Source organism: Flavobacterium collinsii (assembly GCF_902804485.1).
In the GTDB taxonomy this organism is placed as follows: domain Bacteria; phylum Bacteroidota; class Bacteroidia; order Flavobacteriales; family Flavobacteriaceae; genus Flavobacterium; species Flavobacterium collinsii.
In genome coordinates, this window is sequence record NZ_CADCST010000068.1 from 70,065 (window position 1) to 96,726 (window position 26,662).

At 35.5% G+C, this 26,662-nt stretch carries 19 protein-coding genes; 14 read left to right on the top strand and 5 right to left on the bottom strand.

Features of this window, described 5'->3' with window-relative positions:
* Nucleotides 1-35: 35 nt before the first annotated feature.
* A complete protein-coding gene (locus FLA105534_RS06325) occupies nt 36-701 on the bottom strand; it encodes a FadR/GntR family transcriptional regulator (protein WP_173965189.1) in 666 nt (221 codons plus the stop codon).
* A 295-nt stretch (nt 702-996) separates the two neighbouring features.
* Here FLA105534_RS06325 and FLA105534_RS06330 point away from each other — a divergent pair, with 295 nt between their 5' ends.
* Nucleotides 997-2,223 (top strand): PQQ-dependent sugar dehydrogenase, encoded by a 1,227-nt coding sequence (locus tag FLA105534_RS06330; RefSeq protein ID WP_173965190.1) that lies wholly within the window; start codon nt 997-999, stop codon nt 2,221-2,223.
* A gap of 181 nt (nt 2,224-2,404) precedes the next feature.
* Here the strand turns inward: FLA105534_RS06330 and FLA105534_RS06335 are convergent, their stop codons facing one another.
* A complete protein-coding gene (locus FLA105534_RS06335) occupies nt 2,405-2,785 on the bottom strand; it encodes a winged helix-turn-helix transcriptional regulator (RefSeq protein ID WP_173965191.1) in 381 nt (126 codons plus the stop codon).
* A 92-nt stretch (nt 2,786-2,877) separates the two neighbouring features.
* Between FLA105534_RS06335 and FLA105534_RS06340 the strand changes: the two genes are divergently transcribed.
* From FLA105534_RS06340 to metQ, 5 genes are all read left to right on the top strand, one after another.
* Nucleotides 2,878-3,876, top strand: a complete 999-nt coding sequence (locus FLA105534_RS06340; RefSeq protein ID WP_173965192.1) for an NADP-dependent oxidoreductase — start codon at nt 2,878-2,880, stop codon at nt 3,874-3,876.
* Nucleotides 3,873-4,355 (top strand): cupin domain-containing protein, encoded by a 483-nt coding sequence (locus FLA105534_RS06345; protein WP_173965193.1) that lies wholly within the window; start codon nt 3,873-3,875, stop codon nt 4,353-4,355. Before FLA105534_RS06340 ends, FLA105534_RS06345 begins: the two co-directional genes overlap by 4 nt.
* Nucleotides 4,356-4,745: 390 nt before the next feature.
* Nucleotides 4,746-5,777 (top strand): methionine ABC transporter ATP-binding protein MetN, encoded by a 1,032-nt coding sequence (gene metN, locus FLA105534_RS06350; RefSeq protein ID WP_173965194.1) that lies wholly within the window; start codon nt 4,746-4,748, stop codon nt 5,775-5,777.
* The gene (gene metI / locus FLA105534_RS06355; protein WP_173965195.1) at nt 5,770-6,423 is read left to right on the top strand and encodes a methionine ABC transporter permease MetI; all 654 of its coding nucleotides are present in this window, start codon (nt 5,770-5,772) and stop codon (nt 6,421-6,423) included. The genes metN and metI overlap by 8 nt, the downstream gene beginning before the upstream one ends.
* A gap of 204 nt (nt 6,424-6,627) precedes the next feature.
* Nucleotides 6,628-7,446, top strand: a complete 819-nt coding sequence (gene metQ, locus FLA105534_RS06360) for a methionine ABC transporter substrate-binding lipoprotein MetQ (RefSeq protein WP_173965196.1) — start codon at nt 6,628-6,630, stop codon at nt 7,444-7,446.
* A 315-nt stretch (nt 7,447-7,761) separates the two neighbouring features.
* On the opposite strand, the gene FLA105534_RS06365 is transcribed toward metQ, so the two are convergent.
* The gene (locus tag FLA105534_RS06365) at nt 7,762-8,790 is read right to left on the bottom strand and encodes an alpha/beta hydrolase (RefSeq protein ID WP_173965197.1); all 1,029 of its coding nucleotides are present in this window, start codon (nt 8,788-8,790) and stop codon (nt 7,762-7,764) included.
* A gap of 719 nt (nt 8,791-9,509) precedes the next feature.
* On the opposite strand from FLA105534_RS06365, the gene FLA105534_RS06370 reads away from it, so the two are divergent.
* Together FLA105534_RS06370 and FLA105534_RS06375 are read left to right on the top strand one after the other, a co-directional pair.
* Entirely contained in the window at nt 9,510-10,796 is a 1,287-nt protein-coding gene (locus FLA105534_RS06370; protein WP_246253179.1) for a sensor histidine kinase, read from the top strand.
* 12 nt (nt 10,797-10,808) lie between these two features.
* Nucleotides 10,809-11,240, top strand: a complete 432-nt coding sequence (locus FLA105534_RS06375) for a response regulator (RefSeq protein WP_173965199.1) — start codon at nt 10,809-10,811, stop codon at nt 11,238-11,240.
* 139 nt (nt 11,241-11,379) lie between these two features.
* Here FLA105534_RS06375 and FLA105534_RS06380 read toward each other — a convergent pair whose 3' ends face one another.
* Together FLA105534_RS06380 and FLA105534_RS06385 are read right to left on the bottom strand one after the other, a co-directional pair.
* Nucleotides 11,380-12,714 (bottom strand): sensor histidine kinase, encoded by a 1,335-nt coding sequence (locus FLA105534_RS06380; protein WP_173965200.1) that lies wholly within the window; start codon nt 12,712-12,714, stop codon nt 11,380-11,382.
* A 1-nt stretch (nt 12,715) separates the two neighbouring features.
* Entirely contained in the window at nt 12,716-14,065 is a 1,350-nt protein-coding gene (locus tag FLA105534_RS06385; protein WP_173965201.1) for a sigma-54-dependent transcriptional regulator, read from the bottom strand.
* Between the two features lie 280 nt (nt 14,066-14,345).
* Here FLA105534_RS06385 and FLA105534_RS06390 point away from each other — a divergent pair, with 280 nt between their 5' ends.
* From FLA105534_RS06390 to FLA105534_RS06415, 6 genes are all read left to right on the top strand, one after another.
* Nucleotides 14,346-15,059: an ABC transporter ATP-binding protein gene (locus tag FLA105534_RS06390; RefSeq protein ID WP_173965202.1), complete on the top strand. Its 714-nt coding sequence runs from the start codon at nt 14,346-14,348 to the stop codon at nt 15,057-15,059.
* 3 nt (nt 15,060-15,062) lie between these two features.
* Nucleotides 15,063-17,486, top strand: a complete 2,424-nt coding sequence (locus FLA105534_RS06395) for an ABC transporter permease (RefSeq protein WP_173965203.1) — start codon at nt 15,063-15,065, stop codon at nt 17,484-17,486.
* Nucleotide 17,487: 1 nt separating this feature from the next.
* A complete protein-coding gene (locus FLA105534_RS06400) occupies nt 17,488-19,899 on the top strand; it encodes an ABC transporter permease (RefSeq protein WP_173965204.1) in 2,412 nt (803 codons plus the stop codon).
* A gap of 144 nt (nt 19,900-20,043) precedes the next feature.
* Nucleotides 20,044-20,823 (top strand): polysaccharide deacetylase family protein, encoded by a 780-nt coding sequence (locus tag FLA105534_RS06405; RefSeq protein WP_173965205.1) that lies wholly within the window; start codon nt 20,044-20,046, stop codon nt 20,821-20,823.
* Between the two features lie 155 nt (nt 20,824-20,978).
* Nucleotides 20,979-24,368: a polysaccharide deacetylase family protein gene (locus FLA105534_RS06410; protein WP_173965206.1), complete on the top strand. Its 3,390-nt coding sequence runs from the start codon at nt 20,979-20,981 to the stop codon at nt 24,366-24,368.
* A 698-nt stretch (nt 24,369-25,066) separates the two neighbouring features.
* The gene (locus FLA105534_RS06415; RefSeq protein ID WP_173965207.1) at nt 25,067-26,662 is read left to right on the top strand and encodes a sensor histidine kinase; all 1,596 of its coding nucleotides are present in this window, start codon (nt 25,067-25,069) and stop codon (nt 26,660-26,662) included.

Here is a 26,662-nt window from a genome sequence, read left to right on the forward strand (position 1 = left end):
ATAGATCAGATCATCTGATGATTATGGGTAAAAAATTAGTAATTGATATGTCCGATAATTTTTGCAACAGTATTCCAGGCTTTTTTTGGATCCTGTGCAATAATATTTTCTAAAAGTTGATGGTGAACGGCCGAAGTTTCCTGAAATATTTTGGTGTCAGTATAAAGATGTAAAAAACCTTTTTTAAGGTGTACGGATGCTGATTTGTATAAGTCGGCAAGGATTTCATTTTTCGAAGCTTTGGCAATGGCAATATGAAATTGTATGTCGGCTTCTACACATTCTTCTAAATTTCCTTGTTTGGCAGCAATCAATCTGTTGTGTAAATGTTCTTGCATGGCTGTGATATCCTCATTCGTTCTGTTAATGGCAGCTTTCTCAGCAATTTTCATTTCCAGTATTTGTCTCACTTCATCGAGATCCTGAACATTGGCACGCATGATACGCTGATCCATTGGTTCACGATTACTGGTAAGCTGTTCTACAAAAGTACCTACACCTTGCTGAATGCGCAAAAAACCGGAATTAGCCAGTATCTTCATGGCTTCACGTATAGACGAACGACCTACACCAAAACTTTTCATCAACTCAGCCTCAATGGGTAATTTTTCATTAATTTTATAATGACCCAAGGTAATTTGTTGCTGTATTTTTGACGCAACTTCTTCTGCAAGCGATTTTTTTTGGATAAGAGTTTTCATGTATGTATCACATCATCTGATGATTGCAAAAATAAAAGAATAATTGTAGAATCAACCATTATTAAGTCTTTTTTATGATTTAGTTGTTAAGCTGACGACAGGAAATTAGGGCGGTTTCACGGGTTGTTGATTGTTTTTCAGTTTGTTATGTTTAGATGTAGTTTGAATTTATTTTGAAAGCTTTAACAATAAAATTGTATAACTTTTCGGGTGAATTATATAAAAGTTTTCAATTTGAATTGTAGAAATTTGGTACAATTACCCCAATACCATTTTTTAACTAAATCTACTTCGTATGAGAAATATAAAACACATTGTTGTTCTTTCGGGTGTATTATTAATTTTTTTAGGCTGTTCAAATGACAAAGAAGTTGTTACTGATCCAGGCACTATTACAAATCCTGTAGAGGGCAATCCTGCCAATACGACCTATAAACCTGCTTTTTCGGGACAAACCCGAACGAATGGGGTACAAACGAACACGGCTTATGAAGCAAAAGTGATCACGAGTGCTCTTACCAGTCCGTGGGGAGTTACAAGTCTTCCGGACGGTCGTTTGCTGATTACCCAAAAGACGGGTGCGATGCGCATTGTTACAACTGCCGGGGTAGTGAGTGATCCTATTACAGGTATCCCTGCTGTTAATGCCGGAGGACAGGGAGGTTTGTTGGGGTTGTGTCTGGATCCTGAATTTGCTTCCAATCGAATGATTTATTGGGTTTTTGCTGAAGCAACAGGAGGAGGGAACAATACGGCAGTTGCCAAAGGAAAATTATCGGCCAATGAAAAAACTATAGAAGGAGCAACGGTTATTTACAGAGCAAAACCCGCCAATGCAAGTACTCTTCATTATGGAGGACGTATTTTATTTGATAAAACCGGTAATCTCGTGGTTAGTACCGGGGAACGTTCGGTTTTGGAAACACGACCTTTGGCACAATCTGTTACCTCAGGTCTTGGTAAGGTGGTTAGAATTACAAAGGAAGGACAGCCGGCATCCGGAAACCCTGCTTTTAGTCAGGTCGGAGCACTAGCTGAGTTGTTTACCTACGGACACAGAAATCCACAGGGACTGGCACTTCACCCGATTAGTGGGGAAATCTGGCTGTCTGAACATGGGCCACGTGGGGGTGACGAAATCAATCGATTAAAGGCTGGAGCAAATTACGGATGGCCTACTATTACATACGGAATTGAATATGGAGGAGATAAAATAGGAGCCGGAATTCAGCAGCAGGAGGGTATGGAACAGCCGGTTTATTATTGGGATCCCGTAGTTTCGCCAAGTGGTATGACATTTTACAAGGGTAATCGGGTTCCTGAGTGGCAGAATAATCTTTTTATTGGGGCTTTAAGCGGAATGCATATTGTTCGTCTTGCCATAGACAATAATAAGGTTGTGGGTGAAGAAAGACTATTGGTGTCAGAGAATCAACGATTCAGAGATATTACCCAAGGAAGCGATGGTGCTTTGTATGCAGTTACAGATGGCGGTAAGTTGTATAAAATTGATAAAAAATAAACTTTAGTTGGAATTGGAATAAGCAAGTGGTGTCTTGTGTGACATGATTTCGCAATTCTGCTTCATAAAATATAATTAGCACATAGAAACATAGGTACAGAATCTATATTTCTATGTGCTCTTTTTGAAACATCCATAAAACAAATTGCTAATACTGAGTATATAAGGTATCGGGTTGGTTTTATTTACAGATGGTTTCAATTATCTTTTCACGGTGATTTAACCCCCATTGTACCAAAGTTTCAGTAACAGGAAGTACAGATTTTCCGTATTCAGTAATAGCATATACCACCATAATTGGTTGGGTTTTCTGTTCTGTTCTTGAAATAAGCAAATTAGTTTCGAGCTCTTTTAGCTCCTTGCTTAACATTTTAGCCGATATACCTTCGATTTCGCGCTGCATTTTTTTAAAATGAATAATTTGATGTGTTCGATTGGTTAAAAAACGTAAAATCATCAGTTTCCATTTTCCACCCAGCACATCAAGGCTATCGCGCATTGCCATTAATTCTTCTGAGCAATTAGCTTCCCGAAGTATCCCGTTATCCTTGATTTTTACCATAGTAGTTTCTCTTAAGTAACCGGTTACCCCGGGTTAACTAGTAGCAAAAATAAATCATTTCTGTACTAATTTCGTAAGATAAAAGTATAAATATGAAAGCAATTGTTTTACATCAAAATGGGGAATTTCGGCTTGAGGAATTCATTACTCCACAGCCGTCCGAAAATCAGGTTCAGGTAAAAATTGCCGCTGCCGGTTTTAATCCGATTGATTATCAAATGACCGAAAATGCGATGGAGCGTAAATTATTGCATTCGCCAGTATTAGGGAGGGAATTTTCGGGAGTCGTTACGTCTATCGGAAAAAATGCCCGGGATTTTAAAATTGGGGATGCCGTTTTTTGTGGTTCCGGCAGTATGGGGTCAAATGGTACTTATGCAGAATTTATTTGTGTTCCCGCGGAAATTCTAGTGCACTTGCCAAAGCATGTTTCGTTTGAACAAGCGGCTGCAATTCCTTCTGCAGGACTTACTGCGCTACAATGTTTGAATCGTATGAAAGTGCAAACTACAGATTTTATATTCATAGCCGGAGCAGCAGGTGGAGTAGGAGCAATGTTAGTAAAACTGCTTTTGGCAAATGGCTATCAAAATCTGATTGTTACGGCTGGAAATGAAAATAGTATTGAAGCATTAGTGGCAATTGGTTTGACTAAAAAACAAATCATTAATTATAAAGAAGAAAATGTTTACGAGGCTGCTTTGTTATTCAATGACAATCGAAAGTTTGATTTTGTAGTTGATTTAGTTGGTAATGCTATTGCTGTTACAGCAGCCCGAGTGCTAAAAACAAATGGTGTTTATGCAGATGTGACGAATTTTTTGACTTCGGAATCGCGTGAAGTGCTTTTTAATAAGGGGGCAACCGTTCTCAATATTTCAAATTATGCCTACGGTCTTGAAAAGAGATATACTTATTATAAAAATGGACTGGAGCAGTTGGCTTCTCTGTTGGAACAGCGGTTAATTGCACCGCCAAATATTGAAGTAATGGGTAATTTAGAAGTTTCAACAGTTTTGAAAGCACAGGCTGTACTTCGCGAAAACAGAACGAATGGGAAGAAATTAATCATGCAAATAAACCCAATATGAAAACAATTCCGAGAAGGATCGTTACAGGAATACAAAATGGAAAATCGATAATTGAAAAGGATGCTCTTGTCACTAATGTTTCAGAACATTTTCCGGGTCTTATCATATCGGATATCTGGTCAACGGATTGTATGCCTGTTCTGTTAAATGAGGAGAAGGTTATTGACAATACCGCTTTTCCCCATACGCCGGAAAATGGAAGTTATTTTCGTTATGTTCAGATTCCGCCGGATGCTTCGCTTGGTATTGTGGCTCACAAGGGAGAGCCACATCCGTTGATGCATCAAACGGATACGCTGGATTATATCGTTATTCTTTCTGGAGAAATTTATCTGATTGTTGACGAAGGAGAAACGTTATTGCAAGCCGGTGATATTGTGGTACAAAGAGGTACGAATCATGCCTGGAGCAATCGATCGGAGCTGCCTTGTATTCAGTTGGCCGTTTTATTGGATGCCGGAGCTTATAAAAGGCCCTGATTAAAATTTGTTTCTCGGAAAAGTCTTTTTGAAAATTAAAGCCCTAGCCCGGATAGTAGCGGTATCCTTTGCCTGCTTTCTTTAAGCGGGCAAAGATACAAGCGGATAGCCGGAAATTGCTCCTGATTCGGGATGTTAGTCTATTATTTTGATAGGTTAATAAAAGTTTTGCGTGTTTTTGTCTTAAAATTAAAAATAACTCATTAAATTTGCCGCAACAATGAGAAAAAAGGACCAGAATATGAACTATGATAACTGCAACATGATGATGTGTTGTAATGTGGTTATGAGGTTAATTGATCTGGCTTATGTATAAAATGGTATTATTTATTTGAGAAGCCTTTCATGATTATTTGAGAGGCTTTTTTGTTTTTAAACTTGAATTAAAGAATGATTGAATTAAAAAATGTCACTAAGAATTTCCATCAGAAAGACCGGGTAGTTTCGGCTTTGTCAGATGTTTCGCTTAGGGTTCCTCCAGGGAAGATTTTTGGAGTAATAGGAACTTCAGGAGCGGGAAAAAGTACCTTAATTCGATGTGTGAATTTATTGGAGAGACCCACTTCGGGAGAAATTATTGTAGACGGAAAATCACTGATGTTATTGTCAAACGCGCAGCTGGCAATTGAAAGAAGACAGATTGGAATGATTTTTCAGCATTTCAATTTACTTTCATCGCGTACGGTTTTTGAAAATGTGGCTTTTCCGCTGGAACTTGTGGGGGCTTCAAAATCAGAAATCAAAAGTCGCGTTTTAGAACTACTGGAATTGGTAGGTTTAAAAGAAAAGGCAAACGATTATCCGGTCAGTCTTTCGGGTGGTCAAAAACAAAGGGTTGCCATTGCGAGAACGCTGGCCAATAATCCTAAAGTACTTTTATGCGATGAGGCTACAAGCGCACTGGACCCTGCAACTACAAGATCGATCTTGAATCTATTGAAAGACATTAACCGTCGTCTAAATATTACAGTTTTACTTATTACACATCAAATGGAAGTCGTAAAATCGATCTGTGATGAAGTTGCGGTAATCAGCCATGGAAAATTAATAGAGCAGGGAAGTGTTGGGGAAATTTTTGCAGATCCGAAACATGAACTGACGAAAGAATTTATAGCTTCATCATTACATCTTGATGTTCCGCAAGTCTATCAGGAAAGACTGCAAAAGGAAGATGGTGAGGGATTGAATCCGTTACTTAGACTTGAAATGACGGGTAAATCGGTTAATGAACCTGTTATTTCTGAGGTTTCGCGTTTATTTGATACGAATTTTAAGATCGTCAGTGCGCAAATGGATCAGGCTGGAGAAGTTAATTTTGGCGTGATGCTGATTGAATTGTCGGGTAAACGTGAAAATTACGATGCCGCGATCCAGTATTTTATTTCAAAACATATTAAAACAGAAATCATAGGTTATGTCTGAATCCATTATTGAATTATTATTGAAAGGTACTTGGGAAACGATAGTGATGACCTTTGTGTCTGGTTTTTTCGGTTTTCTGCTTGGATTACCAACAGGTGTTTTACTTTTTCTGACCCGAAAAAATCAAATTTTAGAACAGCCGGTTTTGAATCGGTTTTTATCGGTTCTGGTGAATGTTTTTCGTTCGATTCCGTTTATCATCTTAATTGTATGGATGATTCCGTTTACCCGTGCGCTGGTAGGAACTTCTATTGGTGTAAGTGCAGCATTGGTCCCGTTAAGTATTGGGGCAGCTCCTTTTATTGCCAGATTGGTAGAGAATAGTCTTTTGGGACTTCCTTCAGGATTAATCGAGGCAGCAAGGGCATTGGGCGCAACACCTTTGCAAATCGTATTTAAAGTATTGCTTCCGGAAGCTTTACCTTCTTTAATTAATGCCGCATCGATCACTTTAATTACACTTGTAGGCTATTCTGCTATGGGTGGAGCAGTCGGAGCAGGTGGTTTAGGACAGGTAGGGTACCAGTACGGTTATACAGGTTATGACGCTGTAACGATGAACTCGGTATTGGCTTTATTGGTGGTTCTGGTATTCGTGATTCAGTTTGCAGGTGATGCATTGTCTAAAAGATTTGATCATAGATAACTGTAATTGAGAGTAAAGAAGAAAGAGTAAAGAAGAAAGAGTAAAGAAGAAAGAGTATAGAAGAAAGAGTATAGAAGAAAGAGTATAGAAGAAAGAGTATAGAAGAAAGAGTATAGAAGAAAGAGTAAAGAGTAAAGAGTAAAGAGTAAAGAGTAAAGAAGAAAGAACATAGAAAAAAGAGTTAAAATTATAAAAAGTAGAAGAATGAATAATAAACTAAATTTTTTAAAAATAGCGGGAATTGTGGCACTGTCAATTGTGGTTTCCAATTGTGGGAAAAGTAAAACTAACGATCCGCACCATATTAAAGTAGGTGTTGCTGCCGGTCCGGAATATGCTCTGGCGCAAGCTGCTCAAAAAGTAGCCAAAGACAAATACGGTCTTGAAGTAGAATTGGTTTCTTTTAACGATTATGTGATTCCAAACGAAGCTTTAAGTCAGGGAGATATTGATGTGAATGCTTTTCAGCATAAACCTTATTTGGACGAGCAATCAAAGCAACGTGGATACAAACTGGCGATTATTGCGAAGACCTTTATTTACCCAATTGCGGCTTATTCTAAAAAGATCAAAAGCCTTTCGGAATTGAAAAACGAAAGCACTATCATTATTCCAAATGACCCGACAAATGGAGGTCGTTCTTTGTTGCTTTTGGAGAAAAACGGATTGTTAAAACTTCGTCCAAATGTTGGTTTATTGCCTAAAGTAATGGATATCACGGAGAATCCGAAGAACCTAAAAATATTAGAATTAGAAGCGCCACAATTGCCACGTGCTTTAGACGATCAAAATGTAGTAATTGCGATTATCAATAATACTTTTGCTTCGCAGGCAGGATTGGTTCCGGCTCGTGATGCTTTGTTTGTAGAAGACAAAGATTCGCCTTATGTAAACTTAATCGTAAGTCGTGATGATAATAAAAAAGAAGAAAAAATAAAACAATTTGTCCAGGCTTTTCAATCTGCTGAAGTAGAAAAGGCTGCTGTTCGTGAATTTAAAGGCGGAGCAGTAAAAGGCTGGTAATTAATTTTAAGAGATATAAAAGAGACTATCGAAAGACTCTTTTTTAAGCCCGATGAAGAGTTAAAGTTTGTAATGTGTTAGATGTGTTGATGGTTAATATTTCCACTAATATTTACAGATAATCGGAGATACACAGTATTGTAAAATAAAAAAACAACCTTCGGGTTGTTTTTTTATTTTACAATATCTTAAATCGAAAAAATGGGGTCAAACCAAACTAGGTGTTAAGATGTGTTGATGACATTCGAAAAATGATAAAGTATGGAAAGACAAAGTTTGGAAATCAATGAGATACTTGTTAAAGCGTAGAAGTTATTATTGAGTTAAAAAGTCTTTAATTGTTTTTATATATAATTCTGGTTGTTCTGCAAAAATCTGATGTCCTGCATTTGGAATTAATTTGAACTTACTATTACTAAACAAGTCAAGATACTCTTTGGTGTAGCCCCAATCAATATTATCGTATTGTCCTTTCATTACCAAAACAGGAATTTTGTTGTTTTTCAGTTTTATTCTCGGGTCTTTTAAACTACCATAGCTTACGCTTGTGTTTAAATTGCAATAACTACCAGCACCTCCTTCTTCTTTCAATACATTAGCTGGGTCACAAACAAGACCTTTCGTAAAAACATTAGCCATACTCGTCAGAAAACCATCAGCTTCTTTATCAGTAGCCAGCTTTGTTCCAAAAAATCTTGCCCAAATTCCTATAGAAACATACCTTGGATTAAGCACGATTGGAAGTACTTTTGAATTTGCATTGTATGGTTCTTTTAAATTCAGGCTGTCGGGTGCTTTAATTTTTTCTAACGCTTCATTAGCAGGTTTAATCGCACCAGGACAAGTAAAAACAATTCTGTCTATTTTGTTCAAATTGTCAGCGGAGTATAATGCAGCTAATGCTCCACCCCAAGATTGTCCAACAAGAATTACTTTTTCGGTACCTAATAATTTGATAATTTCTTCAAGGTCTTTTATATGTCGTAGAGCAGTGTATTCTTTAACTTTTTCAAGTCTTTCCGAAAGTCCACAACCTACCTGGTCATATAAATAGACATCATAGCCCGATTCAGAAAGTTTTCCTAATGTTTCTATATTTTTGGTATATACGTATCCCCCAGGACCACCGTGCAGGTAAATAATTGGATAGGGTTTTTTCACCCCTTTGCCCGCAATGTGTGTATATGCAATTTTTGAACCTGTAGGTAAATTCCAGTATTGAGTAGTTGTACGAGGTTTAATGTAAGGCACATCCAACGTTGTAGAAATACAACCTTTAACGATGAATATTGCCAGGCAAACTAGAACTGCCCATTTTGTAATTTTTAGTATGATTCTTTTCATCGTAATGCTTTTTACATTTGTTGTTAACGTTTCCTGGCGTTGCAGAGACGGGGATTTTTGTTCCTAATTAGTTTGTTCTATAGCGAGGCCAAATATACAAAAAGACCTTTCCATTTTACATGGACCCCTAATTTCTTAAAATCCCCAGCTGGCACAGGTATTCAATGGATAATGTTTTAGATTTGGTGTTTTGATTTTTTTTTGAAAATTCATAATAATGGAAAAAAAAGATGCAGTATAAAGAGCTTGTTAGTATAATACAATAGGGGGGTATATACATAATTTCAAATATATTATAACAGATAAAATCCTACTTTGTAGTTTTTTTAGTAATTTAGCTAATTCGTATACTTAGTGCTTTTTGTCAATATCATTAATATATGGAGTAGTGGATTGAATTTCTTTTAGGAGAATAAGAAAGGAAGTAACTGATTAATTCTAAGCAAAATGTTGAAAAGTGAAGGATAGAATTAAAATATTACCTTCTGAACAGCCTACTACTTCGCTCGTGTACTATTTTTTCGCTTTTTAGCATATAATAAATGAGTGCAATTATAGATCACCAAAGTTTCCCGCCTGCAAACTATTATTCATTTACCGGAGTGAAGCACTAATATTAGGTACTGAAATAAAAACAAACCGCTTTTCTTGTCCTTTTTTAATCCAAATTGCTTTTACTTTAAAAGAGTATAGCAATGCATTACCAAATTGAAAAAAGTATGAAAGAGAAAATAGAAAATCTAGAACAATCTAAGAATATTCAGGAATTTCTTTTGGCAATAAAAAGAAAATCGGATAATTTAATTAATTACTTCCTGATCTTTTTTTTTATTACGGGTTTATTATTGGCCTTTTATTATGATACTTGGGAAATTGCCATTGGAGTTGGAGGAATATTACTCATTGCCTACTATTCTTCAAAATTAGCGTTGCCTGAATCTGACTTTTATCAGTATGTTCTCAGTAGTGTATTGGGAATTTTCATGTGCCAGTATATTTATCAAATGCACGGTATGTTTGAGATGCATTTTACTGCATTTGTGGCAAGTGCGATACTTATTACTTATCAAAACTGGAAACTGCAAATACCTCTAGCATTAGTAGTAATAATTCATCATGCACTATTTGGCTATTTGCAATATATTGGTGTCAGCGGCATTTATTTTACGCAGTTGGATTATATGACACTTCGAACTTTTGTTATTCATATATTGTTGGCTACAACTATTTTTGGTCTTTGTGGATTGTGGGCATATCAATTTAAAAAATATAGTGAAGCTCATATTAATCAGACATTTAAAAAACGGGAAATTGAAAATCAAGAACTAAAAACAGCAAATTACGAGCTTGACCGATTTGTTTATAGTACGTCTCATGATTTACGTGCTCCCTTGAATTCTATGCTTGGCCTTATTGAAATAGCCAAGGACGATACTACTGAAAAATTAATGATTGGACATCTTGAAATGTTAAAGGAAAATGCCGAAAAATTAGATAACTTCATTTGCGACATCCTTGATTACTCAAGAAACTCACGTATGGAAATTGACAAACAAAATATCAATTTTAAAGAGCTTCTTAACGAGGTAACTCAAAATTTAAAATTCATGGGAGATACTAGTAGGAGAGTCGATTTTGAAGTTGATATTGTTGGCAATGCTACTGTGTACTCAGATAAAAATCGTCTTACTACTATTCTAAATAATCTTATTTCAAATTCTATCCGCTATCAAAATTTTCAGGTTCCAAATCCATTTGTTAACATCAAAATTGATATTTCTACTATTGAAACAAATATCATTGTTAAAGATAATGGCATTGGAATTCATGAAGATTTGCATCCAAAAATATTTGACATGTTTTATCGTGTTTCCCGAGAATCGGTTGGTTCAGGATTAGGACTTTATATTGTAAAAGAAGCAATCTATAAACTCAATGGAGATATAAAAGTTCAATCTAAAATTGGTCATGGAACCACTTTTACTATTAAAATTCCAAACAAGTAAACAACTTAACCTATGGAACAGAAAGCAACACAACCCTCCTTTAAAAAAATCCTTGTAATAGACGATAGTGCTACAGATCGTTATATTGCAAAGCGAATGGCTGAAAAGTATTACTTTGCTGAGGAAATTGTTTTACAAGAGTTAGCCACTACGGCACTTCAATATTTACTTTCGTTAGAAGGTACACCTCATTTACTTCCGCAATTCATTTTTCTCGATATCAATATGCCTGAAATGAATGGTTTTGAGTTTCTTGAGGAATATGCAAAGTTTTCTGAATCAATCAAGTTAAATTGTATCATAATGATGATTACTTCTTCAACACATCCTGAGGATCTTAAACGAGCAGAAAGTAACCCCCTAGTAATAGGTTTTCTCAATAAACCACTAAGTAAAGAGAAATTTGAAAGTATAAAAGATGAATTTCTATTAAAAAAGCATTAAGCATAAGTAGATGAAAATTAAATTTTATTCTGTTAATTAAGAACGGTATGAATTGTGGTAAGAAAATTTATCCAATAAGAGGGATGTTTGTAAACTATTTGGAAAAAAATGATTTCATTTTTGCTGTTAAAGAAGTCATTTACTGCTCAAGCAAACAAATTTCAAAAGTAGTTTTGCCATTTTCATTTCGGTGTGTGATGTAGCCACCGTGTGCCTCAATGATACTTTTGGATAACGTTAAACCAATTCCGGCACCTTCAATTCGGGTGGTGAAAAAAGGGAGAAAGACTTTGTGTTCGATTTCTTTTTCGATTCCATTTCCAGTATCGGTAATTTTAATGAAGGTTCTGTTTTCTTTAACTTCCGCCGAAATCAATACTGTCTTTTCTGTGGCATCTTTTAAGGCGTAAATACAGTTCGTCAAAAGATTAATAAAAACCTGTTCAACTTGCTGGGAATCGATCGTAATCCAGTATTTGGACGTAATGGTGTTGACAACTTCAATGGTTGCCTCCCTAAACAGGGGAGCCATAATTTGAAGGCAATTGTGCATCAGAAATTGCAAGTCGGTTTTCTCTTTTTTTGGACTTGGCAGCATGGCCAGTTTTCTATACCCTTCGACAAATTTTTGTAAATGATCACTTCGTCTCAGCATGGTTTCAACACTAATCTTGACATCTTCCAAATCTTCAGCCGACATAGTATCCTGATCCACCAGATCTTGTAAATTCTGACAGATAGAGCGAATTGGCGTGATCGAATTTAAGAGTTCATGCGAAATCACTTTCATTAAATTCACCCAGGCATCTTTCTCTTTTTTCTCAACGACATTTTGAATCGAATCGAGTAAAACGATAAAATATTCTTTTCCGAAAATTTCTGTTCGGGAAGCTTGCAAAACAAATGTCTGTATGTTTTGCTCTTTTACGCGAATTTCTAAAGAGGTCTTGATTTCCTGAAAATCATCTGCTTCAATAATTTCGCATAATGAGGGCAATTGATCTTTAAGGTATTTCCATTTGGAAACTTTTGGAACATTGAAATGGGAAGAGAAATAATTGTTCATTAAAAAAATGTCCCATTCTTTTTCTTCCTTTTGCAGAATGACAATTCCGGTTTCAATGTTATTTAGTATGGAACGATAGACAATGTCTTTGGAAATCTGTTCGTTTTGTTTGTTTTTAAGTGTATCGTATAAGAGAAATAATTCGTGGTAGTTTTTATTGTATTTATGTTGCGAAAAGTCTGATCCGAAATCATTTTGTAATATAGAAGAGATTGTTCTGTTATAGAGCAAAACAAAATTCCGAACATAAAAGTACATTTCGCGGACGAGTAGAAAGACAACAAAAAGGCCAAATATTCCTGTAAAGAGTAATTCTTTCTTAAAAAAGTACAAGGAGATTTCGATCATCGCAACAATCAGTATCAGTCTTAAAAAAAGCAATTTATAGGTTTGGAATGTTTTAAACATATTAGGTAATATTGATGTTGTATTTTTCTAAACGACGGTACAAAGCCCCTCTTGACAAGCCTAATTCTTCGGCTGTTTTACTGATGTTATTATTGTTTTTGAGAAGGGCTTTTTCGACCGCAGCTTTTTCGACAGAAGAAAGCTGAATATCGTCAGGGTTTTCGTCGTACGGGGTTATGATCTCTAAATCTAAATCGGACGTAGTTATTTTATTGTTTTCACACAAAATGACAGCACGTTCAATTTTATTTTCCATTTCTCTGATATTTCCATTCCACGCGTGTTTTTCAATTTGTTCGAGTACTTTTTTATCAAACTGAATCATACTTCGGTCGTATTTTACAATCATCTTATCGAGCAGGTAATTTGCCAGTGGAATTTTATCTTCGTTGCGTTCTCGTAAAGGGGGCAGGACAATTTCCATTGTATTGATACGATAATACAAATCTTCTCTAAAGTTTTTATCGGCAACTTCCAGTTTCAGATTGAGATTGGTTGCTGTGATGATGCGGACATTTAAGGGGCGTGCTTTGGTTTCTCCAAGCCTTGTCACCGTTTTGGTTTGAATAACCTGCAGTAATTTGGACTGTAAATGTAAAGGTACATTTCCAATTTCATCTAAAAATATAGTCCCGTTTTGTGCCATTTCAAAACGTCCGGGTGTATCTGTTTTGGCATCAGTGAAAGCACCTTTGGCATAACCAAACAGTTCGCTTTCGAAAATATTAGAGTTTAAGGCTCCCAAATCTACCGCTATAAAAGGATTGTTTTTCCTTTCGGACTGTCTGAATATATGATGCGCTAAAACAAATTTACCGGTTCCGTTTTCGCCTAATATCAGAACGTTGGCGTCGGTTTTCGCTACTTTGTCAGCTAGGGAATAGGCCTTTTTGATAATTTCGGAAGTACCAATAAAAAAATCATTTTCGATTTCGATATTCCTGGTTTTTTTTTGCTCCTTTCGGGATTTGTCAACAGCCTGTTTGACAGATTCAAGCAGTTTTTTATTTTCCCATGGTTTTAAGATATAATCAAAAGCACCTGATTTTAAGCCTTCAACAGCAGTTTCGACTTTGCCAAAAGCGGTCATTAAAATCACAACGGTTTTTGGCGAAAGCGTTTTAATTTCCTTCAATAAATACAAACCTTCTTTTCCGTCTTCAAAACCTATTCTGTAATTCATATCAAGTAAGACTACATCAATGCTGTTTTTTGCCAATAATTCGACAATTTTTTTCGGATTATTGAGCGTATAAATGTCTTCAAAATACTTTTTAAGGAACACTTTCGACGCAAAAAGGATGTCTTCCTGATCGTCTATGATTAATATTGCAGCATTTGTCTTTTTCATTTTTGTTCGGTTTTGGACGAAAGCTGTCCATTATTGGACACTTTTGAATTCTTTTAAATAATAAAAAATTTAAAATTAGGCAGTTACAAATTTTAAGTTTTTGGCATGAAAATCACATTACCATTAACAAATCATCAAATAGTAGAATCATTATTGCTGGTAAATGTAACAAAAATAGATATTTATAGATTATGTTATCTATTATCTTAATTTAGGATCTGTTTTTTACTTCGGCAATAAAATTCTCAGAGAGAAAAACAAACATCAAAAACAAATTATTATGATCAGGATTAAAGAGCTTTCAAAAATTTTCAGAACCGAAGAAGTAGAGACAAAAGCTTTAAGCGAAATTTCATTAACCATTAACGAAGGCGATTTTGTATCAATCATGGGACCATCCGGAAGCGGAAAATCAACTTTGTTGAACATCATCGGATTACTGGACAGCGCTTCGGGTGGAAGTTATGAATTGTTAGGACAGGAAATGATTGGGGTGAAAGAGAAATTTAAATCGAAAGCCAGAAAAGAAAATATTGGATTCATTTTTCAGAATTTTAATTTAATTGATGAATTATCGGTTTTTGATAATATCGAATTGCCGCTCATTTACAATAATGTTCCTTCATCAGAAAGAAAGAAAAAAGTGCAGGAAATTGCCACTATATTAGGCATTGCACATCGTTTGAAACATTATCCGCAACAACTTTCGGGAGGACAGCAGCAGCGTGTGGCTGTTGCAAGAGCGCTAATTAATGACCCGAAAATTATTCTTGCCGATGAACCTACAGGAAATCTGGACAGTAAAAATGGTAACGAAGTAATGGAGTTATTGACAGATCTTCATGCCGGCGGTGCCACAATTTTGATGGTGACACATTCGGATTATGATGCTTCGTTTTCGCAAAAAACAATTGTTATGAAAGACGGAATGATTCTTTCTGAGAAAATGAATCATAGAAATGTAGATGTTTTAGTAAACAATTCAATCAACTAAATCATGCTAAAGAACTGGATCAACATATTTATTTACCACATCAAAAACAACAAGCTTTTTACAGCTTTAAATGTTTTGGGCTTGAGTATTGGAATTGCAGGATTAATTTTTGCCATTTTGTACTGGAACGATGAACAATCCTACGATCAGTGGAACCCTAATAAAGACAACATTTTTTTAGTAACCAATAAAATGAATGCTACGACCTATTGGTCCTCAAGTTCGGCATCTGTTGGATCAGCGCTAAAAGCTACAAGTCCTGAAGTCGAATCTTTTTGTTATTTGAGCGGAGGTTATGATAATGATATTCTTTATTTTAAGGGCAAAAAAGCACAATCTGACAAGATTACCATTGCCCAAAGAAACTTCTTTGATTATTTCCCGTATGAATTTACTGAGGGTAGTCGAAAGGGAGCTTTACCGGATGTAAACAGTATTTGCTTATCGCAGGATTTAGCGTTTAAGCTTTTTGGAAATGAAACTGCTGTAGGTAAAGAAGTAGTTTTACAGAAGAAAGTTTTGACAGTGCGAGGCGTTTACAAGTTGGATAAAAAATCAGCCTATAATCCTTCTTGTGTTGTTAATTTTATGGACCAGCGAATTAATGCAAACATTCAGTTTTGGGGAAACTTTCAGTATGTTTTATTACTGAAACTGAAAGATCAGGGGAATCAAAAACAGGTAGCAAAAAGTCTCCAAAAAATATATTTTGAAAACCTGACAGTCCGATTTGCAAAAGAGAAGGGAATTACTCCTGAGGAACTTATTCGCAAGTATGGTGAAGTAAAACCAAGTTTAGAGTCTCTGGCCTCAGTTCGTCTGCATACCAAAACCGGAGGTATGACAGAATCGAAAGGGAATTTCCAATTTTTACTTATTATGGTGGGGTTATCGGTTTTAATCCTTCTGTTATCGATTGTAAATTATGTTAATTCAGCTACAGCAAATGCGGTGAAGAGAGCGAAGGAAGTTGGAGTTCGAAAAATTATAGGAGCTTCAAAATATGGTATAATTCAACAATTTGTTTTTGAAACGGCTCTCATTTCGTTGTTTGCCATTTTGGTATCATTGGTTATCGTCGAAATTTCGCTACCGTATTATAATGCCTTTTTAGAAAAATCACTGGTATTACAAAGTAGTCAGTTTTATCTGCAACTTGTGGCTATATTTTTTATAACGGTTGTATTGGCCGGTATACTTCCGGCAGTTTACGTTTCAAATTTTGAGCCTTTAAAAGTGTTGAAAGGAAACTTTGGTCGAAGTAAAAACGGTATTTGGCTCCGTAACGGTATGTTGATTTTTCAATTTAGTGTGGCCGCTTTCTTTATTGTAGGATCTTATATTGTTTACCAGCAAATAGAACATATGAACTCTAAAGAGTTAGGTTTTAATGGAAAACAAGTTCTGAACATTTCTTATAAGAACATTTATGGAGAAAAAATCAGCAATAAAGAGCGATTGGACCGCTACAATAGCATAAGGAATCAATTGCTTCATATCAAAGGGGTTAAAGAAGTTTCGGGTGGCGGTTTTGTCTTGGGATATGGGCCAAAATCGACTATAACTTATCAATATAAAGATAAAAGTGTAGACGGAGAAAATATACCAATAGACTTTGGATTATTGGAAATGTTGAAAATTAAAATAGTTAAAGGGCGCTATTTAGATCCCAAATTTGCTCAGGATACCGTCAGTTCAATGTTGATTAATGAGACTGCACTCAAGTTATTGAACGAAAAAGATCCGATAGGGAAAAAGGTAAACTGGAATGGTCAGGATGCAATTATTGTGGGAGTTGTAAAAGATTTTAATCTGATGGATCCGGGTCAGGCTATTCCTCCGATGTCCTTTTTTCATTTTAAAACAGTACCTTGGTTTTCAGAACTTTTGAATAATATTTATATCACCGCCGACCCAAAAACGATGCAGCAAACGCTGACGGATATCGAAAGTATGTGGACTAAAAAAGTAGATACTGAATACCCGTTTTCCTATGATTTTGTCGATAAAGGGTACAAAAGATCGTATAGTAATTACGTGAGGCAGAAAAACCTATTTTCTTTATTGAATGTCATTGTAATTGTCATTGCGCTTTTTGGTTTGTTTGCACTGGCTTCCTATTCAATTGAACGCCGTATGAAAGAAATCGCGATTCGAAAAACTCTGGGTGCTGAAACTAATGTTTTGCTAAAAGAACTTTGTAAACAGTACGTAGTTTTCAGTGTCATCGGGTTTTTAATAGCGCTGGCTCCGGCTTATTATTTACTCAACAAATGGTTAGAGAATTTTTCGTACCGAATTACAATTTCGATTTATCCCTTTGTAATTGGATTTACTGCTTTATTGGCATTGACGTTAGTAGTGGTACTTACAAGAGCATATCAGGCAACCAAGATAGATGTTTTGAAATACTTAAAATACGAGTAACATGCTAAAAAACTGGACCAACCTATTTATTTATCAGATCAAAAACAATAAGTTTTTTACAGCTTTGAATGTTTTGGGTTTAAGTATTGGAATTGCAGGATTGATTTTTGCCACTCTGTATTGGAATGATGAACACTCTTATGACGAGTGGAATCCTGAAAAAGATAAAATTTACGCGGTATTGAACAATATAGGAGGGGGCAATGTTTGGGCTGTAAATTCACCTATTCCGGGACCACTTTTAAAAAGAATGAGCCCGGCTTTAGAGAGTTATTGTTATTTCACAAACAATTATGCCCGAGAAACGATACAGTATAATGGCAAAATTGAAGTAATAGATAAAATTTTCTCAGGGCAGGGGAATTTCTTTTCTTTTTTCCCTTTTGAGTTTATTCACGGTAGCGGAAAAAGTGCACTTCATGACCGCAACAGTATTGCTTTTTCTGAAGAGACAGCTTCGCGCTTGTTTAAGGATGAAAATCCAATAGGAAGACAGGTTAAGTATGCCGACAAAATTTTTATTGTCCGGGGCGTATACCGATTGTCTAAAAAATCTTCGATAATGCCCAATGTAGTGACAACGATAATTGACAACGAAATAGAGAAAAACAGAGAAAGCTGGGGACTGCGCTATGGATTAATATTGAAGTTAAAAAAGCAAAGTGATACGACAGCGGTACTCAAAAACCTGAATAGAATCTATATCGAAAAGAAAGTTAAAAAACAGGCCAAAGCTGAAGGAATCACTTATGAAAGTTATTTGAAGAAGTATGGAGAGGTAGAAAAAGCCAAGTTGCTTCCGTTTTCGGGAGCGAGATTGTATCAGGGAAATTCCCCTTTTCCGGAAGGAATCGCCAATCTGCGGTTTTTAAAAATTTTAATGGGATTATCAATCCTTATTTTGCTGTTGTCAATTGTAAATTATGTTAACCTTGCCACTGCTAATGCTGTAAAACGGGCTAAAGAAGTTGGAGTAAGAAAAATAGTTGGTGCCACAAAATGGCAAATTATTACTCAGTTTGTTTTTGAAACAACACTAATTACGCTTTTGTCGCTTTTGTTGGCATTAGTGATTGTTGAACTTTCATTACCTTTTTACAATTCACTTTTGCACAAAGATCTGATTCTTGAAGGTTCTCAGTTTTATTTACAGCTATTTTTCATTTTTATAATCGTCATTGTAGTTTCGGGAGTTTTACCTGCGATATATGTCTCTAACTTTGAGCCATTGAAGGTTTTAAAAGGGAATTTTTCCCGCAGTAAAAATGGAATCTGGCTTAGAAACGGTATGTTGGTTTTACAATTTGCTATAGCCACATTTTTTATCATTGGCTCATTTATTGTATACCAGCAGGTTAATTATATGGCTGATAAAGATTTAGGCTTTAAAGGTGCTCAGGTGATGGATATTTCTTTTAAACCTAAGAAAGGAAGGAATCAATTTGAAAGATACAAAACGATACAACAGGAACTTTTAAAAATAAAAGGTGTCCAGGCGGTTTCGGCGGGAGTATTTTCTATCGGTAATGATGTTAATTCATGGTCTGGCATGCACTACAAAGCAAATAAAGAAGTGATAACACAGCAAATGGCAATTGATTTTGGGATGATGAATGTTTTGGGGATCCGGATAGTTAAAGGCAGAGATTTAAATAACAAAATTGCATCAGACAGTAGTAGTAATGTTTTGTTGAATGAAGCTGCTGCCAAAACATTATTAGAAAAAGATCCTATTAACAAAGAAATTATCTGGGAAGATAGAAAAATGAAAATTGTTGGTGTGGTAAAAGACTTCAATTATTTTGGACTCGAAAACAGTATTTCGCCCATGATCTTCATGCACATCAAAGCTTTTGACTGGATGGAAAAAGATTTGCTTAATATCTCGGTTAAAATCGCACCACAAGACATGCCCGAAACAATATCGGCTATAAATAAATTCTGGATAACAAAAGTAGATGGAGAATATCCTTTTGAATACAATTTTGTTGACAGAAGCTTTGCCCGAACCTATAAGGTGTATGAAAGCCAAAGCCAACTGTTTTCACTCCTAAACGGAGTTGTGATTCTTATCGCTGTTTTTGGATTATTTGCTTTAGCTTCCTTTTCAATGGAAAGAAAAGTACGGGAAATTGCGATCAGAAAAACACTGGGAGCAGACACGACTGTCTTACTCCGTGAATTATCCAAACAATACGTGGTGTTTTGTATGATTGGTTTTGCTATCGGAATAATTCCTGCCTATCTTTTATTGCGAAAGTGGTTGGAGGATTTTGCTTTCCGGATCGAGATTCCCTTACTTCCTTTTATACTTGCTTTTGTATTGCTCCTGTTTTTAACCTTGTCAATTGTGTTGGCAAAAGCCTATCAGGTAACCAAAATAGATGTTTTAAAGTATTTGAAATATGAATAAAGCGTAGAATTAAAGCCTTCAAAGTGAGAATATTTTGAAGGCTTTTTAATTGCAGAAAAATTGGAAAAAAGAATTATCTTTGAAATAATGCGATTCTATTTGCAAAAAAAAGTTTGCTTCAATCTTTAATATCCGGGATAATTTATGAACATGTTTTTCCTTAAATCAGCATTGTTTTTTTCTTGCCTAGCCTTATTTTCTTGTGAAGGTAAAAGGCAAAATCCGAATGCCAAAGCGTATAAAGCAGGTGTAATTTTATCTTTTGATGATGCCTATGTAGACGAATGGTCCGAAGCCGATCAGGCTTTGAGAAAATACTCCTGGAAAGCTACTTTTAATGTTTGCCGTATTGATTCGATTGGGAAACCGCAAATCGAAAAACTTCTTGAAATGCAAAAATACGGACATGAAATAGCCGGACATGGCTACCATCACTATAATGCCGTTAAATTTGTCAATAAAAATGGAATGGATGCCTACATCGATCAGGAAATTACCCCTATGATTGCTTCTATGAAAAGGCTATCTTTTAAAATGACCACGTTTGCTTATCCATACGGATTAAGATCTGATGCATTGGACAAAGCGTTATCTCCCAAATTTAAAATTATAAGAGGAAGAGCCTTTGGAGGAGAACTTCCGGAAAAACAGGACAGCTATTTTAACAATTCTAAAATTGTGTTTGCCTTCGATATAGACAACAGCCACATCCATTTTAGTATTCCGTATCTTCTGGAATTGTTAGACTATGCAAAAAAGCACAATAAAATCCTGATTTTATGCGGTCATAAACCCGTGAGAAATGTTACCGAAAACTATCAGACCAAAATAGAAACACTGGAGTTCATCTGCAGATACATGAAGTTAAACGACCTAAAATTCTATACATTATCAGATTTAGACGGTTTGCTTGAAAAAAAATAGCTTCATTATCTGAGGATAAACTACCATTTTTAACGATACTCAGAATCGTAATTAATAGTTTTGATTTTTTAAGTAAAAGCATATTAAGTTGTTTGTTAGTAGGTGAATAGAGGAGAATATTAGTGTACATTTAGACATCAATTTTGAGAAAAATTATGGATAATAAAAAGCATGTATTTCAGACCGAAACAAAATTGCGTTGGAGAACCTTTCAATGGTCTACCAGATTAGTTATTTTTCTTTTTCTATTGTTGATCCCGGTTTTTATAATTACCCTAAAACAGGGACTGAAGCCTTCTTTACCGATGTTGGGTAATGATCCCTCGACACAAAAATTAGTCAATCCCAGCATTCCGGCTGCACTTAGTGCTGAAGACCTCAGAAAGTATAAAGGTTTCGACAGCTTTTTGCGATCTAAATCAAAAATGGATAAGCTTAAGAAACAAAATGAGGCAATAGATTTTCCGCAAATAAGAGCCGCTTTTTATGTCGATTGGGACCCGCAGAGTTTATTTTCTCTTCAAAAAAATATCAGCAAGCTCAATATGGTTGTGCCGGAATGGTTTTTTATAGATCCAAAAACCGATTTATTGCGTACAGAAATTGATACCGCCGCTTTAAAAATCATGAAAAAAGCAGGTGTAAAGATTGTTCCAATCATCAATAATAGTAATGAATCTATTGGTGAAGGGGACTTCGATGGTGATATGATACATCGGATTTTGCACGATAAGGTAAAAAGAGAAAGACTGATTAGTGACATCGCAGCAAATCTGAAGTTGTACAAATTTCAGGGAATCAATATCGATTTTGAAGAATTTAAAGAGTCCAGCGATGAACCTATAATTGCCTTTCAAAAAGAACTTTATGAAAAGTTACATCCGCAAGGATTTATTGTGACACAGGATATAATGCCAAACGACGATGATTTCAACATTAAAGCACTTACAGAGTACAACGATTATATATTTTTAATGGCGTACGATGAGCATTATAGCGGAAGCGTTCCCGGGGCAATAAGCAGTCAGAAATGGACAGAGCGAATTTTAGATCAGGTAGCCAAAGAAATTCCGTCGAACAAAATTATTCTCTGTTTTGCAGGTTACGGCTATGATTGGGAACAAAAAAAGGAGGGGATAACTGTTACCTACGATGAAGCCCTGTCTTTAGCAAAACAATACGGCGCTACTATTGATTTTGATAATGACAGTTACAACAATTCATTTGCTTATAGTGACGGAAGAGGCAATAAACATCTGGTGTATTTTACTGATGCTGCTACTAATTTTAATACCATTCGCTTTGCTGACGAATATGGTATTGCCGGAACCGCATTGTGGCGATTGGGGAGTGAAGATGGCAGATTATGGCATTTTTACAACCGCAGTTTAACCAATGAAAGTATTGCCAAAAAAGCCTTCGATTTTAAAACACTGGAAAAAGTGAACATGAGTTTCTCAGCTCCGGATTATATCGGAGAAGGTGAAATTCTAAATGTATTGACAGATCCGCATCCCGGTAAAATTAAATTACAAACCAATCCGAATGAGTCGATCATAGACGAAGAAAATTACTTAGAATTACCTACTAAATATGTGATCAGTAAGTTTGGAAATGTTCACAAAGAGGTTGTTTTGACCTTTGATGATGGTCCTGATCCTACGTACACGCCACAAATTCTGGACATCTTAAAACGCGAAAAAGTGCCTGCTGTATTTTTCGTAGTAGGATTACAAGGAGAGAATAACATTCCGCTTTTGCAACAGATTTATGCGGAGGGTCATGAGATTGGCAATCATACTTTCACTCATCCCAATATTGCATTAGTTAGCAAAGATAGGGCTTCGGCCGAAATGGAAACGACACGATTGCTCATCGAGGCGGTTACAGGAAGAAGCACGGTACTTTTTAGAGCGCCTTATAATGCCGATGCCGAACCTACGACAGAAGCCGAACTCAGACCCATTGCTTTGAGTAAAGCACAGAACTATTATACGGTTGGGGAAAGCATCGATCCCAATGATTGGGAAAAAGGGGTAACTGCCGATAGTATTTACGCCAGAACAATTCGGCAATATGAAGCCGATCCGAGTAAAGGGATCATACTGCTTCATGATGCAGGTGGTGACCGGCAGGCAACCGTAGAGGCTTTACCGCGAATTATCAAATATTTTAAGGATAAGGGAATTCAATTTACTACTGTTTCTAAGCTGTTAGGAAAAAGTAAGAGCGAGATTATGCCCAAGGCCAAAGGGAATCTGATGACCATTGACAACCTCATATTTGATTTGGGGTATTGGTTTGGTCACTTTATCACTGCGGTTTTCTGGATCGCTATTTTGTTGGGATTCTTCCGCATTATGTTAATGGCTGTGATGGCTTTTTACAAAAAATGGAAAGATTACAAACATCCGCTAACGTATGATACGAATGACGAAAATTATCCGAAAGTTAGCATAATTGTACCCGCTTACAATGAAGAGGTAAATGCGGTTAAAACAATTCAGAATTTACTTCGACAGGATTACCCTGATTTTGACATTATTTTTGTAGACGACGGATCAAAAGACAGCACGTATAAAAAAGTAGATCTGGAATATAAAAATCATGCGATTGTAAAAGTACATACAAAGCCAAATGGCGGGAAAGCTTCGGCGCTAAATCACGGAATTGCATTAACTCAGAATGATTTCGTTGTTTGCATAGACGCAGACACACAGTTGAAAACAGATGCGCTTTCGCAGCTCATGAAGTGTTTTAGACTACAGTTTAAAAACAACCAACAAGTAGGAGCGGTTGCCGGAAATGTAAAAGTAGGAAATGAAAATACCATGCTGGCCAGATGGCAAAGTATTGAGTACACAACAGCCCAGAATTTTGACCGAAGAGCCTTTGATTTGGTGAACGGAATTACAGTTGTACCGGGCGCGATTGGTGCTTTTAGAAAAGAAGCTATAGAAATTGCGGGAGGTTTTACAACAGATACACTGGCTGAAGATTGCGATTTAACCATTAGAATTCTTCGCAACAATTATCGCATTGTAAACTGTGTAGAAGCCATTGCAGTTACCGAAGCCCCGGAGACACTGAATGAATTTATGAAGCAGCGTTTTCGCTGGAGTTACGGAATTATACAAGCATTCTGGAAAAATAGAGATGCTTGTTTTAATCCAAAGTACAAAGGGCTTGGAATGGTATCATTACCAAATGTATTAATTTTTCAGATTGTCTTACCCATTTTTGCTCCGCTGGCCGATTTAATACTTATCGTCAGTTTAATCTGGAACCATAACAATATAGACAGTTTGTATAAAATTGGAATTTATTACCTGGTATTTATGCTGGTAGACATGTTGGTTAGTGTAGTTGCTTTTGTCTTCGAGAAAGAGAAATTAAGTAAACTCATCTGGCTAATTCCACAGCGGTTTGTTTACAGACAATTGATGTATGTTATCTTATTCAGAGCCATAAAAAAGGCGATTAAAGGCGAAAGTCAGAGTTGGGGAGTACTCACACGAACCGGCAATGTTGGGGCATTAGATTAGTTCCTGATCAAACGATTTCGTAAATAATCCGGCATATTTTTTCAAAAACAGTATCTTTGCAGCAAGAAAATTGTAGTGATAAGTAATGATTAAATTGTAGAACAAGTTCTACAGACTGTTAGAGAATGTTCTACAGTCGGTTTAATCCCTGCATGCTATTTTTGCTTCTTATTAAGAAAATAGAAACAAGTATATATTTAAAAAATAGAATAAAAGTATGTTTGTCGCATCAAACCTATTTATTCTATTAAAAAGATCCCCCAAATCTCTTTTAAATATCTGTTGTGTTATGGTTAATATTGATAGACAAGTGCTGTGGTTTTGCTTTTTTTTAGCAAAAAAGCTGTATCTTAGAGGAATAACATCCGTTATTGATATTAAAATTGAATTAGTTGTGACTAATTTTAGCTATAGAACAATATTTATTCAAAATGTAGTACATCATTCAGGATGTTCTTTCGATACCTAATTAAAAAAATTGCACGAGTTATTGATTTGATTCTTTGACTCTTTATTTTATTTATCATTTTAAAATATAAATTTTGATTAGAAAACATTCCTTAAATAGTACATTTAGTTTTTTAAAACTAAAGTTCAAGCACAGAAAAATAATTCACTACACTTTAATAGCCTGTGTCATCCTTTTACAGATAATTGCAATAATTATTTGGTACAACGAATCGTCTAATGAGTCGGAAATGTCAAAGACGCTTAGTTCGATGGATTCATTAAATAAAATAACACATTTTACAAGCAGTATAAACAACTCATTTGTTGATTCTCAAAAAAGCTTTAGTAATTATACCAGTTACAAAGACAAAGAATCACTTGATAAATACACCGCTTCTTTAAACGAGATCAGCCGTTTGATTGACAGTTTGAGCCTAATTACAAAGGATAATAAGGAGTTCATGAAGATTCTGAAGGAAAAGAATCAGTCTGAAGAATCAGTAGAGTCTTTGAAAACTAGTATCGATTCGATTATTGAATCGCAGATTAATCCGGATAAGACTACTTTGACTCAGCCTTTTAAACTAAATAAGTTCGCGTACAAAAAAATATTAGACAGTATTAAAACTGATTCTTATATCAAAGTAGACAGTGTGTCTAAAAAAGGATTATTTTCAAGATTGGGTGCTGCTTTGGCAGGAAAAGTCGATGTGCAAAAAGAGCAGTTGAAGATCACCGTTACCATGAAATATGACAATAAAGTGGTAAGCGGAAGTATCGAAGAACAATTTGCAAACTTGTTTAATACTACTAACAAATATTACGAAGACCAGTTTAAGAATCTACGAAAATCATTTGCGAATTTAAAAGATCAGGATGCTAAACTAAAGCAGTTAAATAATGAATTACTAAATTTAGAGGCAGCAATTATGCCTAACTATAACAATTCGTTGAAAGTACTTCAGGACAATACTCAAAAGCAGTTACAGAAGCAGTACGATTCGAATAAAATAGTGAGAAGTTACACCATTGCAATTTTGATTCTGTTAATGTTTATAGTTTCACTTGTACTTTTTGGCTTTACAAGACTGGCTTTTCAGTATGAAAAAAGACTCACAACAGCTCAGATGCAGATTCGTGAAAGCTTGAATTTTAAGAATAGAATTATGGGTATGATCAGTCATGAAATCAGATCTCCTTTAAGCATTATTTCTATTTATAGTAAAATGATAAGTTCCTCTATAAAAGATCCGGAAATAAAAGACACTTTTAAATCGATTCAGTTTACGACTAACTCATTGCTTCTTCTGGCCAATCAGATCTTGGAGTATTCTAAAGATGGAAATTACGCACCTAAACTAAACAAGAAGCAATTTTATCTTAAGGAGGAGGTACATCAGATAGTTAATTCCATGACTTCGTTGGTAGAAAGTAAAGGGAATAGAATAGAGGTTAATTCTAATTTAATTTCGGAGCTTGAAGTTAATTCGGATGCAGCAAAAATTCATCAGCTTTTTTATAACATTATCGGTAACGCGAATAAGTTTACAGAGAATGGACTTATAAAGATCATGATGGATCTTGAAAAGACTTCGGACAAGATCGTGAATTTAAAAGTTGAAATTCAGGACAGCGGAATTGGTATTGCCAAAAATGACCTGAAAAATATATTTGAGCTTTATTACCAAGGAACTGTTTCAGGTAAAGTAAACGATCTTGGAGTAGGTTTAGGGCTTAATTTATGTAAAGAAATAGTAGAATTGTTTGATGGAAAAATAGATGTTCAGAGCGAGGAAGGCAAAGGGACTAAAATAATTTTTAATCTCCTTATAAGCTTAGTTTAA

Excerpts from the sequence above, each read along its gene's own strand:
- FLA105534_RS06405 (WP_173965205.1), top strand. The coding sequence starts at position 20,044 with ATGAACATGTTTTTCCTTAAATCAGCATTGTTTTTTTCTTGCCTAGCC.
- FLA105534_RS06335 (WP_173965191.1), bottom strand. The coding sequence starts at position 2,785 with ATGGTAAAAATCAAGGATAACGGGATACTTCGGGAAGCTAATTGCTCA.
- FLA105534_RS06415 (WP_173965207.1), top strand. The coding sequence starts at position 25,067 with ATGTCAAAGACGCTTAGTTCGATGGATTCATTAAATAAAATAACACAT.
- FLA105534_RS06390 (WP_173965202.1), top strand. The coding sequence starts at position 14,346 with ATGATCAGGATTAAAGAGCTTTCAAAAATTTTCAGAACCGAAGAAGTA.
- FLA105534_RS06345 (WP_173965193.1), top strand. The coding sequence starts at position 3,873 with ATGAAAACAATTCCGAGAAGGATCGTTACAGGAATACAAAATGGAAAA.
- FLA105534_RS06340 (WP_173965192.1), top strand. The coding sequence starts at position 2,878 with ATGAAAGCAATTGTTTTACATCAAAATGGGGAATTTCGGCTTGAGGAA.
- FLA105534_RS06400 (WP_173965204.1), top strand. The coding sequence starts at position 17,488 with ATGCTAAAAAACTGGACCAACCTATTTATTTATCAGATCAAAAACAAT.
- FLA105534_RS06380 (WP_173965200.1), bottom strand. The coding sequence starts at position 12,714 with ATGTTTAAAACATTCCAAACCTATAAATTGCTTTTTTTAAGACTGATA.
- FLA105534_RS06370 (WP_246253179.1), top strand. The coding sequence starts at position 9,510 with ATGAAAGAGAAAATAGAAAATCTAGAACAATCTAAGAATATTCAGGAA.
- metI (WP_173965195.1), top strand. The coding sequence starts at position 5,770 with ATGTCTGAATCCATTATTGAATTATTATTGAAAGGTACTTGGGAAACG.
- FLA105534_RS06395 (WP_173965203.1), top strand. The coding sequence starts at position 15,063 with ATGCTAAAGAACTGGATCAACATATTTATTTACCACATCAAAAACAAC.
- FLA105534_RS06330 (WP_173965190.1), top strand. The coding sequence starts at position 997 with ATGAGAAATATAAAACACATTGTTGTTCTTTCGGGTGTATTATTAATT.
- FLA105534_RS06325 (WP_173965189.1), bottom strand. The coding sequence starts at position 701 with ATGAAAACTCTTATCCAAAAAAAATCGCTTGCAGAAGAAGTTGCGTCA.
- FLA105534_RS06365 (WP_173965197.1), bottom strand. The coding sequence starts at position 8,790 with ATGAAAAGAATCATACTAAAAATTACAAAATGGGCAGTTCTAGTTTGC.
- metN (WP_173965194.1), top strand. The coding sequence starts at position 4,746 with ATGATTGAATTAAAAAATGTCACTAAGAATTTCCATCAGAAAGACCGG.
- FLA105534_RS06385 (WP_173965201.1), bottom strand. The coding sequence starts at position 14,065 with ATGAAAAAGACAAATGCTGCAATATTAATCATAGACGATCAGGAAGAC.
- FLA105534_RS06410 (WP_173965206.1), top strand. The coding sequence starts at position 20,979 with ATGGATAATAAAAAGCATGTATTTCAGACCGAAACAAAATTGCGTTGG.
- metQ (WP_173965196.1), top strand. The coding sequence starts at position 6,628 with ATGAATAATAAACTAAATTTTTTAAAAATAGCGGGAATTGTGGCACTG.
- FLA105534_RS06375 (WP_173965199.1), top strand. The coding sequence starts at position 10,809 with ATGGAACAGAAAGCAACACAACCCTCCTTTAAAAAAATCCTTGTAATA.